This is a genomic window from Saliterribacillus persicus, assembly GCF_003337485.1.
Classification (GTDB): domain Bacteria; phylum Bacillota; class Bacilli; order Bacillales; family Amphibacillaceae; genus Saliterribacillus; species Saliterribacillus persicus.
On the sequence record NZ_QPJJ01000008.1, the window covers coordinates 158479 to 173783 of the forward strand.

Annotated in this window: 12 protein-coding genes; 2 read left to right on the top strand and 10 right to left on the bottom strand. The window is 35.7% G+C overall.

Going from position 1 to position 15305, the window contains the following annotated elements; genetic code table 11:
- Positions 1-97 precede the first annotated feature (97 nt).
- The 6 genes from DFR57_RS11010 to uvrB form a co-directional block, all read right to left on the bottom strand.
- Complete coding sequence (locus DFR57_RS11010; protein ID WP_114353212.1) at positions 98-439, bottom strand: phage holin family protein; 342 nt, start codon at positions 437-439, stop codon at positions 98-100.
- Complete coding sequence (locus DFR57_RS11015; protein WP_114353213.1) at positions 439-639, bottom strand: PspC domain-containing protein; 201 nt, start codon at positions 637-639, stop codon at positions 439-441. Before DFR57_RS11015 ends, DFR57_RS11010 begins: the two co-directional genes overlap by 1 nt.
- Positions 640-745: 106 nt before the next feature.
- Positions 746-1408, bottom strand: a complete 663-nt coding sequence (bshB2, locus tag DFR57_RS11020) for a bacillithiol biosynthesis deacetylase BshB2 (protein WP_114353214.1) — start codon at positions 1406-1408, stop codon at positions 746-748.
- 22 nt (positions 1409-1430) lie between these two features.
- On the bottom strand, positions 1431-1784 hold the full coding sequence (locus DFR57_RS11025) for a YojF family protein (protein ID WP_114353215.1): 354 nt from the start codon (positions 1782-1784) through the stop codon (positions 1431-1433).
- A 122-nt stretch (positions 1785-1906) separates the two neighbouring features.
- A complete protein-coding gene (gene uvrA, locus DFR57_RS11030) occupies positions 1907-4777 on the bottom strand; it encodes an excinuclease ABC subunit UvrA (RefSeq protein WP_114353216.1) in 2871 nt (956 codons plus the stop codon).
- A 6-nt stretch (positions 4778-4783) separates the two neighbouring features.
- Positions 4784-6769: an excinuclease ABC subunit UvrB gene (gene uvrB / locus DFR57_RS11035; protein WP_245937445.1), complete on the bottom strand. Its 1986-nt coding sequence runs from the start codon at positions 6767-6769 to the stop codon at positions 4784-4786.
- A 196-nt stretch (positions 6770-6965) separates the two neighbouring features.
- Between uvrB and DFR57_RS11040 the strand changes: the two genes are divergently transcribed.
- Positions 6966-7376, top strand: a complete 411-nt coding sequence (locus tag DFR57_RS11040; protein WP_114353218.1) for a FixH family protein — start codon at positions 6966-6968, stop codon at positions 7374-7376.
- 126 nt (positions 7377-7502) lie between these two features.
- Here DFR57_RS11040 and DFR57_RS11045 read toward each other — a convergent pair whose 3' ends face one another.
- Positions 7503-9092, bottom strand: a complete 1590-nt coding sequence (locus DFR57_RS11045) for a peptide chain release factor 3 (RefSeq protein WP_114353219.1) — start codon at positions 9090-9092, stop codon at positions 7503-7505.
- Positions 9093-9303: 211 nt separating this feature from the next.
- Here DFR57_RS11045 and DFR57_RS11050 point away from each other — a divergent pair, with 211 nt between their 5' ends.
- Complete coding sequence (locus tag DFR57_RS11050; protein ID WP_114353220.1) at positions 9304-12522, top strand: DEAD/DEAH box helicase; 3219 nt, start codon at positions 9304-9306, stop codon at positions 12520-12522.
- 47 nt (positions 12523-12569) lie between these two features.
- On the opposite strand, the gene DFR57_RS11055 is transcribed toward DFR57_RS11050, so the two are convergent.
- From DFR57_RS11055 to DFR57_RS11065, 3 genes are all read right to left on the bottom strand, one after another.
- On the bottom strand, positions 12570-13187 hold the full coding sequence (locus tag DFR57_RS11055) for a DUF6241 domain-containing protein (protein WP_114353221.1): 618 nt from the start codon (positions 13185-13187) through the stop codon (positions 12570-12572).
- Positions 13188-13383: 196 nt separating this feature from the next.
- Positions 13384-14022, bottom strand: coding sequence for a GTP pyrophosphokinase (locus DFR57_RS11060; RefSeq protein ID WP_245937446.1), 639 nt, complete (start codon positions 14020-14022; stop codon positions 13384-13386).
- A 31-nt stretch (positions 14023-14053) separates the two neighbouring features.
- Positions 14054-15277: a PDZ domain-containing protein gene (locus DFR57_RS11065; protein WP_114353222.1), complete on the bottom strand. Its 1224-nt coding sequence runs from the start codon at positions 15275-15277 to the stop codon at positions 14054-14056.
- Positions 15278-15305: the final 28 nt, after the last annotated feature.

Consider the following 15305-nt stretch of genomic DNA (forward strand, 5'->3'; position numbering starts at 1 on the left):
TTCCATTGTAAATCTACTTCGATAAGTGAAATGTTTCAATCCATCAATTAAAAAAGTTAATTCTAAATAAATGAAAAACACAGGCAAAAGCCTGTGCTTAATCTTTAATTATTTTGTTAATAATTAAATTAATAATAGACAGCAAGATTGCTGCTAATAATGCTGTTAAAAATCCGTCTATGACAAAACTGTCGCCTAAAAGTACTTGTGTTAACATTAATGTCAATGCATTAATGACAAACAAGAATAACCCTAACGTTACAATTGTAATAGGTAACGTTAATAACACTAGGATTGGTTTTACAATGACATTTAGTACAGCCAAAATTACACTCGCTAATAAGGCTATCCAAAATCCATCAATCTGAAATCCATCAAATAACTCTGCAATTAATAAAAGTGCTAACGCATTAAATATTAAAGATAAAATCCAGCGCATTATACCTGTTCTCCTCTGTTAGGAATTATTAGAGCAGCAGCAATATAGGCAATAGTTAGAGGCAAGCCTAATGAGAAAATAAGTAAAACAACAAAGATTAAACGTAAAATAGTGGCATCTAAATTCGTTAATTCTGCAATTCCACCTAATACCCCTGCTAACATACGATTTGTTTCTGAACGATATAACTTGTTATTCATCGTATTCTCCTCCACCTTCTATATATTTATGTTTATCTCTTTAATACTATTACCTTTTTCAAAGACGATTAAACGTAACTATATAGTTCGTGACAGTTTGAAAATACTAGGCATTATAGTCCCATGTATAAAATTGTTCAGATCCTAATCTAGCTTTTGCCGACTCTTCGATATCCACTTTTTCCTGCTTCATTTTTGCAAGCATGCCATCTGCTTGTGATTTATGTGCCATTATTGTTTCTAATTTCTTTTTAAACACACCAGTAACATCATTTTTCACATCAGGTTCCCCTAATTTTTCAACATGATCTAAGCTAATAGCCTGTGCCCAAACAGTTGGTCTTTCCGCTTCGTCAAACATGCGGACTGCTTCTATAGCCGCTGCACCAAAAGCATCGTGGTCTGGGTGAACGGCATGACCTGGATAATGAGTAATAACTAATGATGGTTGTAATTCTTTTAGAATGCCATATAAGTGTGTGGCAACTTCTTTTCTATCTTCAAATTCTAATGTTTTATCACGATATCCGAGCATTTGCAAATCAATATCTAACACCTTGCAGGCATCGATTAATTCTTTTTTTCGAATTTCTGGTAGCGTTTCACGATTTGCAAAAGTAGGATTTCCCATATTTCTACCCATTTCTCCTAATGTTCCACATAAATAAGTTACTGGTACCCCTTCATTACGGAAGGTGCGAATGGTACCAGCAGCACCAAATGCTTCATCATCTGGATGCGGGTAAATGACAACGACATGCTTTTCCATAAATTAAAAACCTCCGTATTGATTAATATTGAAAAGGACTTTCACTTAATTGAAGGGCAACCATTAGACGTCCCTCACGATCATGTCCAGCCATTAAAAGCTGTCCATTTTCATTTTTCTCATATTGATTAACACCTTCTGCGTAAATCCATCCAATGTCGAGCTTTAAACCTACACGGTATTTTGTGCCAGCTCCAACTACTTTTCCATGATCAAAACTTACTTTTGCATTTCGAATAAATGCTCCCACATTATAGGCATTATTATCGAAATGACTTGCATAAGCACCATTAGTAGTTTCGAGGTGAACGTAAATATTTTTGTTCGCAAACTGATCAATTTCATTTTGCAACTTTTCAATCTGAATTGGTTCCATAGTCCCTCTCCTTCATCAAGCTTCCATATCGCAATACTAAAAGATGATAATACTCATTATATCCTCGTTAACTTTTTAATCTCTTCTTAACGATACCGAAAAAGCTATAACACGTCAAAACATCAAGCTTTTGTCAAACGTTTGGATAATTTGTCATCCATTCTGGACCGATCTCGCTCTAGAACAGGTTTTAAATATTGACCTGTATATGACTCTCTTACTTCCGCTACTTCCTCCGGTGTACCAGTTGCGACAATAGATCCACCCTTATCGCCACCTTCTGGACCCAGATCTATAATGTAGTCTGCTGCTTTTATTACATCTAAGTTGTGCTCAATGATAATGACCGTATCACCATTTTCTACTAATCGTTGAATAACTTCTAATAGTCGAGATATATCATCTACATGAAGCCCGGTTGTCGGTTCATCTAAAATATATAATGATTTACCGTTAGAACGACGATGTAGTTCACTAGCAAGTTTAACACGCTGTGCTTCTCCACCAGAAAGCGTAGTTGCAGGTTGACCAAGTCGAACATAACCTAAACCAACGTCAAAAATGGTGTCTAATTTCCGCTTAATCTTAGGAATATTAGCAAAAAATTCTGTTCCCTCTTCTATTGTCATCTCTAGTACATCTGCAATATTCTTCCCTTTATATTTCACTTCAAGTGTTTCACGGTTGTATCTTTTACCTTCACATACCTCACATGGGACATAAACATCTGGTAAGAAGTGCATTTCTATTTTAATAATTCCATCACCACGACACGCTTCACATCTTCCACCTTTAACATTAAAACTAAAACGTCCCTTTTTATAGCCTCTTACTTTTGCTTCATTTGTTTGCGCATAGACATCACGAATATCATCAAATACACCTGTATAAGTCGCTGGATTAGAACGAGGAGTTCTACCAATCGGTGATTGATCGATATCAATTACTTTTTCTAAATGATTTATCCCTTTTATCTTTTTGTGTTTCCCAGGCTTTTGTTTTGCTCGATTTAATTGCATGGCTAAACTCTTGTGTAAGATCTCATTAATGAGCGAGCTTTTTCCTGACCCTGAAACACCTGTTATAGCAGTAAAAATACCTACAGGAATCTTCACATCAACATTCTTCAGGTTATTTTCTTCTGCTCCTATTACTTCGACAAAACGTTTTTTCTCTTTTCTTCTTTCAGCAGGTAACGGAATAAATTTTTTCCCCGATAAATATTGCCCTGTTAAGGACTTCGTGCTTTTCATGACTTGCTTTGGTGTACCACTCGCAACTATTTCACCACCGTGTTCTCCTGCACCTGGACCAATATCTATTAAATAATCAGCTGCTAGCATCGTGTCTTCATCATGTTCAACGACGATTAACGTGTTTCCTAAATCACGCATTCTCTCTAATGTAGCAATTAAACGATCATTATCACGCTGGTGTAGCCCAATAGATGGTTCATCGAGGACATATAGAACTCCAGTTAAAGCTGAACCTATTTGCGTAGCTAATCGTATACGTTGTGCTTCCCCGCCTGATAAGGTTCCAGCCGCACGTGACAGTGTCAAATAATCCAAGCCAACATTAGTTAAAAAGGTTAGTCTGTCATCCAATTCTTTTATAATCATACTAGCTATTTGTCTATCTTTTTCAGATAATTCTAGCGTCGTAAAAAAATTATTCGCTTCTGTAACCGAATAAGCGGTTATTTCCCCAATATGCCTCTCATTTATTTTAACAGCTAAGGCTTCATCTTTTAGTCTGTAACCATCGCACTTGGGACAATCTTTTCGTGCCATATATTTTTCCATTTGCTCTCGGATATAATCAGAAGACGTTTCTTTAAAACGTCTTGAAATATTTTTTAATACACCCTCAAAATAGATGTCATTTTCTCTTGTCATACCATAATCATTTTCATATTTAAAGAAAATTTTCTCTTTTCCGCTTCCATGTAAAATTTTATCAAGCTGATCTTTTGGTAAATCTTTTACTGGTGTTTTCATGTTTATTCCGTAATGCTTACAAACACTTTTTAAAAGTTGTGGATAATATTGAGAGCTGGTTGGTTCCCAGGCTACAATAGCACCTTGTTTTAAACTAAGATCTCGATTAGGTATAACTAAATCTAAGTCAACTTCAAGCTGTGTACCCAAACCATCACAACGATTACATGCTCCATAAGGACTGTTAAAGGAGAATAATCTTGGTTCAAGGTCACTGATTGAAAAGCCACATACCGGACATGCGTGATTTTCACTGAATAATAATTCTTCTTCTCCTATCACATCCACAACAACATTCCCATCCCCTAAACGAAGAGCAGTCTGTAAGGAATCTGATAACCGCGTGTCAATTCCACTCTTTACAATTAGACGATCTACCACTACTTCAATCGAGTGTTTTTTGTTTTTATCTAATTCAAATTCATCCGTTACTTCACGCATCTCTCCATCGACACGAATCCTGACGAAACCTTCTTGTTTTAAGTTTTCTAGTGTTTTCTCATGCATTCCTTTTCTTCCGCTAATGACAGGAGATAGGATTTGCAACTTTGTTCGTTCTGGATATTCTAAAATGCGATCTACCATCTGTTGGGTTGTTTGAGATGTAATCTCTATGCCATGCTTTGGACAAATGGGATGGCCAATACGGGCAAATAAAAGACGCATATAATCGTAAATCTCTGTCACTGTAGCTACTGTAGATCGAGGATTTCTACTTGTTGTTTTTTGATCAATCGAAATCGCTGGAGAAAGTCCTTCAATCGCATCTACATCTGGCTTGTCCATTTGCCCTAAAAACTGCCTAGCATATGCAGACAAGGACTCCACATAACGACGTTGCCCTTCTGCATAAATGGTATCAAAGGCTAAAGATGATTTTCCTGAACCAGATAGTCCCGTCAAAACTACAAGCTTGTCTTTGGGTATATCTACATTAATATTTTTTAAATTATGTGCTCTCGCACCTTGAATACTTATTGATTTTCTCGCCATAAATGGTCACCCTTCTGCTTTTAATTCTAAAACTAAATCACGCAATTCTGCTGCTTTTTCGAAATCTAGTTCCCTTGCAGCCTGTTTCATCTCTTTTTCCATCTTCTCAATTACCTTCTGTTTTTCTTTCTTAGAAAGCTTCGATAATTTTGGTGTTTCCTTCGCATCTTTACCATCTTCATCTGTAGCGACTGTTGCGCGAATAACATCTCGCACTTCTTTAATAATGGTTTTCGGCGTTACGCCGTGCTTTTCATTATACGCCTGCTGCTTTTCACGTCTACGGTACGTTTCATCAATCGCTCGTTGCATGGAGTCTGTAATTCTATCGGCATACATAATTACTTGACCGTTTTCGTTACGAGCAGCACGTCCCATTGTTTGAATAAGCGCACGTTCTGACCGTAAAAACCCTTCTTTATCGGCATCAAGAATAGTGACAAGGGAAACCTCTGGAATATCTAATCCTTCTCTTAAAAGGTTAATCCCAATTAACACATCATATTTCCCTATTCGAAGATCTCTTATAACTTCAATTCGTTCTAATGTTTTAATTTCCGAATGTAAATAAGCAACCTTCAAGCCAAGCTCTTTTAAATAATCAGTTAAATCCTCTGACATTTTTTTCGTTAACGTGGTAATTAACACTCGCTCATTTTTCTCGGTCCGCTTATTTATTTCTCCAATTAAATCATCTATTTGACCTTCAATTGGTCGAATATCAACGACTGGATCTAATAAGCCAGTAGGCCTTATAATTTGCTCCGTCATTTGCGGAGTATGTTCGAGTTCATATGGGCCTGGTGTCGCTGATATAAATAGCATTTGATTCGCTTTCTCTTCAAACTCCTTAAATGTTAACGGACGGTTGTCCATTGCTGAAGGCAAACGAAATCCATGATCTACTAGAACTTGCTTTCTTGCTTGGTCACCGTTATACATTCCCCTTATTTGTGGTAAAGTAACATGGGATTCATCCACCACGATTAAAAAATCATCCGGAAAATAATCAATTAAAGTATAAGGTGTGGAGCCAGGCTCTCTAAGTGTTAAGTGTCTAGAATAATTTTCTATCCCAGAACAAAAGCCCATCTCCTCCATCATTTCTAAATCATAATTTGTTCGTTGCTCTAATCGTTGCGCCTCTAGTAACTGATCATTTTCCCGCAATTCTTTTAGTCTTTCTTGTAATTCTTTTTCAATGTTTTTCATCGCAACCTTTAATTTTTCTTCTCCGGTTACGAAGTGAGAAGCAGGGAAAATGGCAATGTGTTCACGATCTCCTATTATTTCTCCTGTTAAAGCATCTACTTCTCTTATTCGATCAATCTCATCACCAAAAAATTCTATTCGAACGCAGTGCTCTTCTCGTGAGGCTGGTATAATTTCAACAGAATCACCACGTACGCGGAATGTACCACGCTGAAAATCTATATCATTTCTAGCATATTGGATTCCAACTAAACCTCGTAGAAGCTCGTCCCGATCTTTTTCCATTCCAACCCTTAAAGAAAGGACTTGACTCCGATATTCCTCTGGTGAACCTAACCCATAAATACAAGATACACTCGCCACTATTAAAACATCATTACGTTCAAATAAGGATGAGGTAGCTGAGTGACGTAGTTTATCAATCTCATCATTGACACTTGCATCTTTTTCAATAAATGTATCTGTTGAAGGGACATACGCTTCTGGTTGATAATAATCATAATAGCTTACGAAATACTCGACAGCATTGTTTGGGAAAAACTCTTTGAACTCACTATATAATTGGCCAGCTAAGGTCTTGTTATGTGCAATCACTAAGGTGGGTTTATTTACTTCTGTAACCACATTCGAAACAGTAAATGTCTTTCCTGTCCCTGTTGCTCCTAGTAATGTCTGGTTTCGTTTCCCAGCATTAACACCGTTTACTAATTCTTTAATTGCTTTAGGTTGATCTCCTTCAGGCTTATATGGAGACCTAAGATCAAATGTATGGTTTTCCACTAACATTACCTCCAATTTCCTAATATATCTATTATACACAATTCGTTTAAAAAATACGAACAAATATTCGTTTATTTTATTTTACAACTTATTAAACAAAAATGTTATAAAAACGTCACAATTCATTTACATCACCGCTATTGTGTTTCATTATAATAAAGGAATAGCTTTAGATGAAATAGAAAGGACTTTGATTATGAAAAAATTAGCAATTGTACTTATGTTATTTAGCTTACTTCTTCTTGCATCCTGTAGCAACGATAGTGACACAGAAGATAGTAATCATGAAGATATGGAAATGGACGCACAACCTATTGAAGCTACATTAGACCTTCCAGAAAAAGCTGAAGTAATGGAAACAATTGAAGCGAAAGTAACCGTCTTACATAACGGCGAAGCTGTAGAAGATGCAGATGAAGTTGAATTTGAATATTGGTTAGAAGGTAAAAAAGGTGATAGCGAGATGATCATGGCAGAACACATCGGGGAAGGTGTTTATAAAGTAGAAGTAAGCTTTGATGCAACCGGCACTTACATCCTGCAATCCCACGTAACAGCATTAGCGCAACATACCATGCCAAAACAAGAAATAGAAGTAACTGATTAAATAAAATGCAGCATGATTGAGCTTATACTAGGATGTTTAGTTAATACCCAAGATTCAATTTTATATTTGTAATAACAAAAAAGCAGAGGAAGATAATTTATCTATCAACCTCTGCTTTTTCCTTTATTAATAGTTTGTTTGATCGTATTGATTTACTTCATATAAGTCAATGAGTTCTACATCTGGGTATTTATCAATAAACCATCTTAATGCAAAATCATTTTTAAATAGTACTAAAAATTCATCTTCACGGTCTTTTACCAACATATTGCGTTCATCGAAGACACGAGGATCTACTTGATCTTTTTTTAACCAGCGTGGAATTCTTTCCCCAATTGACTCAAGCATTACTTCCACATTATATTCATTTTTCATTCGATATTGAAAAACTTCATACTGTAGTTGACCAACCGCTCCAATAATCATAGAGTCAGTAGGATATCCTCGGAACAATTGAATCGCGCCTTCTTGAACCAATTGCTCAATTCCTTTTCTAAATTGCTTCGCTTTCATCACATTTTTCGCCGTTACTCGTTGGAACATCTCTGGCGGGAATTGTGGTAATTCATCATATTCAAATAGCTGTTTTCCTTCTACTAATGTATCACCTATTCGGTAAGATCCCGGATCGTAAATCCCAATTATATCTCCGGCAAATGCTTCTTCCACTGTGTCCCGTGAAGATGCTACGAATTGCTGCGTTTGTGAAAGCTTTATTGTTTTTCCAGTTCTCGCTAACTGAACATTCATACCCCGCTCAAACTTTCCCGAGCAAACTCGTAAGAAAGCAATGCGGTCTCGGTGCTGAGGATTCATATTTGCTTGGATTTTGAAAATAAATCCTGAAAAATCCGGATTATCTGGTTGAACCACCTCTTCAGTCGTTCTTCTTGGAACTGGAGTTGGTGCCATCTCCACAAACGTATCAAAAAATGTTTGCACCCCAAAAGGAGCTAACGCACTACCAAAGAAAACTGGTGTTTGTTCACCTTCTAAAACACGATCGATTGAAAATTGGTCTCCCGCTTCATTCAATAGCTCAATTTCGCCCATGCTTTCTTGATAGGTAGGATTTTCTGTCAAGGAAGTATAGTCTCCATTATCTAATTCATCAAACGGAATATAAGACTCATCTTCATTGCCATTATATTTTACAAATTGCTTGTGATAACGGTCATAAATTCCCAAAAATCTTTTTCCCATACCCACAGGATAATTCATTGGATATGTTTCAATCTCAAGAACCTCTTCAATTTGGTCTAACAAATCAAGTGGCTCACGACCTTCACGGTCTAGCTTATTAATAAAGGTAAAAATAGGAATGCCACGCATTTTACAAACTTTAAATAATTTAATGGTTTGCGCCTCAATCCCTTTTGTTGCATCAATAATCATGACAACACTGTCTACTGCAGTAAGTGTACGATAAGTATCTTCACTGAAATCCTCGTGACCCGGTGTATCTAAAATATTTACTTTGTGACCCATATATTCAAAATTCATTACACTAGACGTAACAGAAATACCACGCTGTTTTTCAATTTCCATCCAATCTGATGTAGCAAATTTTCCTGATTTTTTACCTTTTACGGTACCTGCTGAACGAATTAAGTTTCCAAATAATAATAGTTTCTCCGTCATGGTTGTTTTACCTGCATCAGGGTGAGAAATAATCGCAAAGGTTTTTCTTTTCTTTACTTCATCTTGTATACCCATTAATAATCCCTACTTTCTTTATGTTTAGTGCTTTTACTTTTTGGGATTTTTCACATTGGATTGCCCTCTTTTCAAAACTATACTATAACCAAATTAAGATAGCAGTTTACGAATGAAATGTCAATCTGATGCGGATAATGACTCAAGAGATGAAAATAAGTAAAATCCTGTTATAATAAAAGGATATATGTTTGGCAAGGAAGGGATAATCGTGCAATCAATAAACATGGATAAACAAGAAATAAGACAATTAACAGGTGACCGGTTTTATAAAAGAGGTCGCGATTACTATACAAAAGGAAAAGTTTATGGTCTTTCCTATAATCCTGCAACAAATGCTTGGCGCGGACTTGTTAAAGGAGCTAAGGTCTATACTATTCGTATTTACCTATTCGATGACAAAGAACTTGAAACCTCTTGTACGTGTCCAGCATATGCCACACATTTCACATGTAAGCATATTGCAGCAGTCCTACTAGCACTTACAGAAGAAGAAAATTCTGGGAGAAAAAAATTTGCAGTGGATCACCGAGCTTCACCGACTACTCCAACAGAAAGTGACTTGTATACAAAACAGCTGTTATATACATTTAGAGAGTTGAATACAGAACTCGAGCAAACGCCAGAAAAACTTGAAACAGAAGTAATACTAGCGATAGAAGATGCTAATCAAAAAGCAAAACACGCATTAACGATTGAAGTTAAAATTGGTGATAAACGTCCTTACGTGATTAAAGATATTCGTTCGTTTTTAGTAGCATTTCAAACAGGTGATAGCTACAAAATCAATCAATCATTCACCTATACTTCCCGCGAATATTATTTTCAGCAGGAAGATTTAATTTTAATGGAATTATTAAGTGATTGTTATGACCAAGAGAAAATGTATGGTAATACCTATCTGCATAAAATGGAGCATCCACGGTCCCTATATGTTCCGCCAAATTTAAGTGAGAAACTTTTAAAAACCGTGGAGAATCGATCCCTTTCTTTTAAAGCAAAGGATGGTTCGGTCTATCCAGCTATTGAGCTTGAGGAACAAATGCCTGAGCTCGACTTTACTGTGGATTACTTAAAACAAGATGTTTATACATTAGAAATGACTGACCTTTCTAAGTATACCTTTTTGGAAAACTATCGTTATTTAGTAAAAGATAACGTATTTTACTCCATTACCTTTCAAGAAAAACAATTTCTTGAAAAGTTATTCAGAGTACATGTTTTTCAGCAAAATGAGAAGCATCGTATTGCTCCGAAAGAGATGAGTACTTTTGTAAAAAATGTTTTACCATCGTTTGAAAAGGTTGGCAATGTCACTTTAACCGACTCAATGCAAACACAGTTAAATACAGAGCCGCTACGGATCAAATTATATATTGATGAAGAAGATGACGCAGTTAAATCCACGGTCACTTTTTCCTATGGCGATACAGTCATTTCTCCATTTTCTAGAGACGACTCTGGAGATAAGATAACAAAACGAGATAGATTTCTAGAGCAGGAATTTATATATAAGCTCTTAGGTTATGGCTTTATAGAAATGAAAAATGGCTATTTCTTATTTAATCCAGAATCCATTTATGATTTTTTTCATAAAGGAATTGATCAGCTAAGAAATTTAGCTCAGGTTTATATAAGTGATCAGGTGAAACGAATGATTGGTTCTCAGCAAGCTGTAAAATTAGAATCACGTGTGCAATTTGATCAATCTCGCGGGATGCTTGATATTCAATTTGACATGGGTGGTATCTCTGATGAGGATGTATCACGCGTGCTTACAGCCTTAATTGAAAAAAAGAAATATTATCGCATCCCCAATGGAGAACTAATTGCGTTAGATGATGACAGCTTTGAGTCTTTCTTCCAACTAGCTGAGCAAGTAAATCTATCTAAAAAAGACATATCAGATGGGCAAATTACTTTGAATGCAGCACAAAGCTTTCAAGTAGAAGAGGCTCTTAATCCTAAACATACAAAGTACAACGATGCTTTTCAGACGCTGTTTCATGAGCTGAAGCATCCAGAGCTATTAGACTTTTCACTACCGAATGGGTTAAATGCAGAGATGCGCGACTATCAAATAGTTGGGTTTCAGTGGATGAAATCCCTATCCCATTATCATTTAGGTGGGATATTAGCAGATGATATGGGACTTGGTAAAACCCTGCAAACAATAAGCTTTTTACTTTCTGAAATACAAGCAAAAGATGAAAGCTATCAGGCATTGGTTGTAGCTCCTGCATCGCTTCTATATAACTGGCAAAAAGAAATAGAAAAGTTTGCACCAAGCATTACTTCAACCGTAATTATTGGTTCTAAAAAACAGCGCAGAGAGCGTATGGTAAGTGCTAAGGAAAGCAATATTTTAATCACATCCTATCCAACACTCAGAAAAGATCTAGATTTATATGAAGAAAATAATTTTGATTGTCTTATTTTAGATGAAGCACAAGCAATTAAAAATCATCTGACACTTACCGCAAAAGCTGTTAGATCTCTTCAAGCACGACAACGGTTCGCATTGAGTGGAACACCAATTGAAAATGCTTTAGATGAACTATGGTCAATTTTTTATACGGTATCTCCCGGATTATTTGGAAGCAAAAAAACCTTTGCAGCACTTGACCCAACCTATATTGCAAAAATAACACGACCATTTATCCTCAGGCGAATTAAAAAGGATGTATTACATGAGTTACCTGACAAGATTGAAACAGTGATGTACTCAGAACTCACAAAGGATCAAAAAGAGGTATATGTCGCCTATTTAAATCGAATGCGGGAGCAATTAGACTCAACGGTTGCAAATAAAGGATTTGGTAGAGGTAAATTAGAGATTCTAGCTGGAATAACGAGGTTACGTCAGGTTTGTTGTCATCCGTCTCTTTTCTTAGAAAATTATCAAGGGGAGTGTGGAAAACTAGATCAGTTAATGGAATTAGCTGATGAATTAGTTCAAAATAAAAAACGGACACTTATTTTTTCTCAGTTCTCAAGTATGCTTACCTTGATACGAAAATCTTTGGAAGCTGCTGGGCACCCAACATTTTATTTGGATGGGTCTACCCCTTCAGAGAAACGTATGGAAATGGTAGATGCCTTTAATAGCGGAGAAAAGGGATTCTTTCTCATATCTTTAAAAGCAGGAGGAACAGGACTTAATTTAACAGGAGCTGATACCGTTCTTTTATATGACTTATGGTGGAATCCAGCAGTAGAAGAGCAAGCTGCAGGACGTGCACATCGTATCGGTCAGAAAAAGGTGGTACAAGTCATTCGTCTCATTACAGAAGGGACGATTGAGGAAAAGATTTATCAGCTGCAGCACCAAAAGCGTGAATTAGTTGATAAAATTATTCAACCAGGAGAAACACTTCTTTCTAAATTGTCTGAAGACGAAATTAGAGAGCTTTTACAAATACCTTCGTAAGAAAATAGCCACATTCACTTAAATTTAAGTGAATGTGGCTATTTGTTTTAAAAATTATTTTCAATAAATTCGATTTCCTCTTCTACCGGTAACAAACCTGTTGCTTTCCCTACTGTTCCATTCTGAATTTTCCAGAAGTAATTATGATCTGCTTTCGCATGACTAAAATCATTGGCTTTCCAATATTCTAAAATTGTTAACAAATCACTCTTTCGATCAAAGTCGCTATTTTCGACGATACTTGCGACTTCTTCAATTGTCTTCTCATGCATCGGGATATTCCCCCATTTTTTTTCGGCAATGATTTTCTGGTGTGTCATTTTATGCATGACAGTGATCACTTGATATTCGGTTGATCCTTTATCAAGACCAGTCGTTAACTCACTTTCACTAATATTAGCTAAAGCTTTCTCTAATTCCGTTACTTCTTCAGATGATGCTGTATCTTCTTTCACTTCCGCTTCCGTTTCTTCTTTATTATTTTCTTTTTCTTCGGTTTCTTTTTCTTCGTCACTTTCTTCAGCGTCTCCACGCTCTAGTGGCACATCATTCATCGATGCATTATTACGATATTCAATTCCAACATTCCATAATTTAAACATACCAAAAATAACTAGTAACGTAGCAACAATTATAATAGCAGCAAGTACACCTTTATTTTTCAAATAAATCCCTCCACACAAAACCATTTAAAATTCCGCAAATTTACATTTATAAATAAATATTCCTATTTCAAATGATATAGCAGGTTAGCATTTTAGGCAATAGTTTCCTATTAAGGAGTCTAAAGAATTACAATGGATATTTTTTAACCTTTTATAAACAACAAGAAGCGATTGAAATTTCAATCGCTTCTTGTTATTATACTTCTACATTTATTCGTTTGATCTCATTTACTTCTTCGTTAATATATTGCATTTTAGCATCTAAGGCATGCACAGTGTTTGCTGCCTCTTTCAATTGATCTTTTAATTCTACGGGAATATCTCGTTCATATTTATAAAAAATTTTATGTTCCAAGCTAGCCCATGTATCCATAGCAATTGTTCTTATCTGTAATTCCACAAATACTTTTTCTTTTCGCTCCGCTAAAAAGACCGGAACCTTCACAATCAAATGAATACTTCTATATCCGTTAGGTTTAGGTTTTTTTATGTAGTCCTTTATATCAACTAACTCAATATCATCTTGACTACAAATTAAATCGACAATCCGATAAATGTCATTCACAAACGAACAGGTTACCCTAATACCCGCTATGTCTCTTAATTCTCTTTTCGCTTCCTCAATCGACAGGTTTAATCCTTTTCTTTCTAGCTTTTTTTTAATACTTTCTGGTTTTTTTATTCGTGATTTAATATGCTCAATTGGATTATGGTTGTGAATGAATTGAAATTCTTCATTCAAAATATTTAATTTGGTATTCACTTCATCTAAAGCAAATTTATAGACAAGCATTTCATTTCTCCACGCTTGTAATTGGGTTTTTTCGATTTCCAACTAAATCACCTCACCCACTATACGAAATATTCTAAGATGAGGTTTCACTTTTTTCTTCATTAGTATTTTTTCGATGAACTTTTTTTGACTTTCGACTTTTATCGCCAACAAATAGTATTCCGAGCTTGTAATTTTCTCCTTCATACAGTGCTCTTTGTGCAAATCTAATCTCACCATTTAAATCAAGAATCTCTAATTTACAGTATGCACCGTTCTGTTGCACTGCATAATAAAATTCTTCACCTGATTGAATTTGCAGACCATTTACCTTAATTATTTTTTCACCAGGGATAATACCTAAGTCTCTTCCGGCACTATTTCTTAGAACTGCTAACACTCTCACACCTGATTGATCCGGCTGAAAAATAGGCTTATGAACTTTATCCTGCATTTTAAATTGGATCGATGTAAATTCTCTACCCAATATCACGATAATGACAGCAATCAGGGTCACAATTGGAAGGAAATAACCCACAACACCTAACACAATCGTTAACAGACCTAATAATAATACTCTTCTTGCCAATATTTTCGCAGCTATAATTGGCAGCTGACTCTTTACAAGATGCTCAAAGCCAATAATGAAAGGAAAAACCATTAATCCAAAACTCTCCCCTTGAATATCTAATACTGGCCACCAGCTAGCGAAGGGTTCAATATTTCCAGTTGGAATAAGACCGATAAATGGAATGAATGCGAGCTTTTTTAATCGATGCTGTCCTACCCATTTACCTCGCGAGCTTTTGACCTGCTCTGGTAATGTTTCATCTTCTCTCATACGAAACATGATAATAGATTCGGCTATTAACAGTAGACCTATTAAACCAACAACAGCTGCTAAATTAATCGATAACAGTCCCTCTACTACTGCATCATCTAAAAAAGGGAGTTCGACGTATGGTAGAAAAAATAAAATTAAAAACGTTAGTGACCAAGTGTAAGCAGCTGAAAGTAAGGAAAACCTGCCAAACAAAGTAAATAATATTGTAAAAAACGCAATGATAAGACTAAATGTATATGTAAAAGTAATACCTAATCCGATTGATAGCAAACTTAGTACCAAAAATGCTACGACAGAAATGGAGCCTGTATAAAAAATTTCATAGAATTTCGGATATATTTTAACACCTAATGTTGCTCGATTCCTTTTAATTCTAAAATAGGAAGATATTAAAAGTAAAAAGAAAATCCAATATACAAGTGGTTGAATAAAAATACTAACTAAAGCGCTTCCCAATTCCTGTAACCATTCCATCTATTCTTGCCCCTTTCTCTCTTATGTT

What these genes read in the sequence shown, in the direction of transcription:
- DFR57_RS11010 (WP_114353212.1), bottom strand. Translation starts at nt 439, where the DNA reads ATGCGCTGGATTTTATCTTTAATATTTAATGCGTTAGCACTTTTATTA.
- DFR57_RS11015 (WP_114353213.1), bottom strand. Translation starts at nt 639, where the DNA reads ATGAATAACAAGTTATATCGTTCAGAAACAAATCGTATGTTAGCAGGG.
- bshB2 (WP_114353214.1), bottom strand. Translation starts at nt 1,408, where the DNA reads ATGGAAAAGCATGTCGTTGTCATTTACCCGCATCCAGATGATGAAGCA.
- DFR57_RS11025 (WP_114353215.1), bottom strand. Translation starts at nt 1,784, where the DNA reads ATGGAACCAATTCAGATTGAAAAGTTGCAAAATGAAATTGATCAGTTT.
- uvrA (WP_114353216.1), bottom strand. Translation starts at nt 4,777, where the DNA reads ATGGCGAGAAAATCAATAAGTATTCAAGGTGCGAGAGCACATAATTTA.
- DFR57_RS11040 (WP_114353218.1), top strand. Translation starts at nt 6,966, where the DNA reads ATGAAAAAATTAGCAATTGTACTTATGTTATTTAGCTTACTTCTTCTT.
- DFR57_RS11045 (WP_114353219.1), bottom strand. Translation starts at nt 9,092, where the DNA reads ATGGGTATACAAGATGAAGTAAAGAAAAGAAAAACCTTTGCGATTATT.
- DFR57_RS11065 (WP_114353222.1), bottom strand. Translation starts at nt 15,277, where the DNA reads ATGGAATGGTTACAGGAATTGGGAAGCGCTTTAGTTAGTATTTTTATT.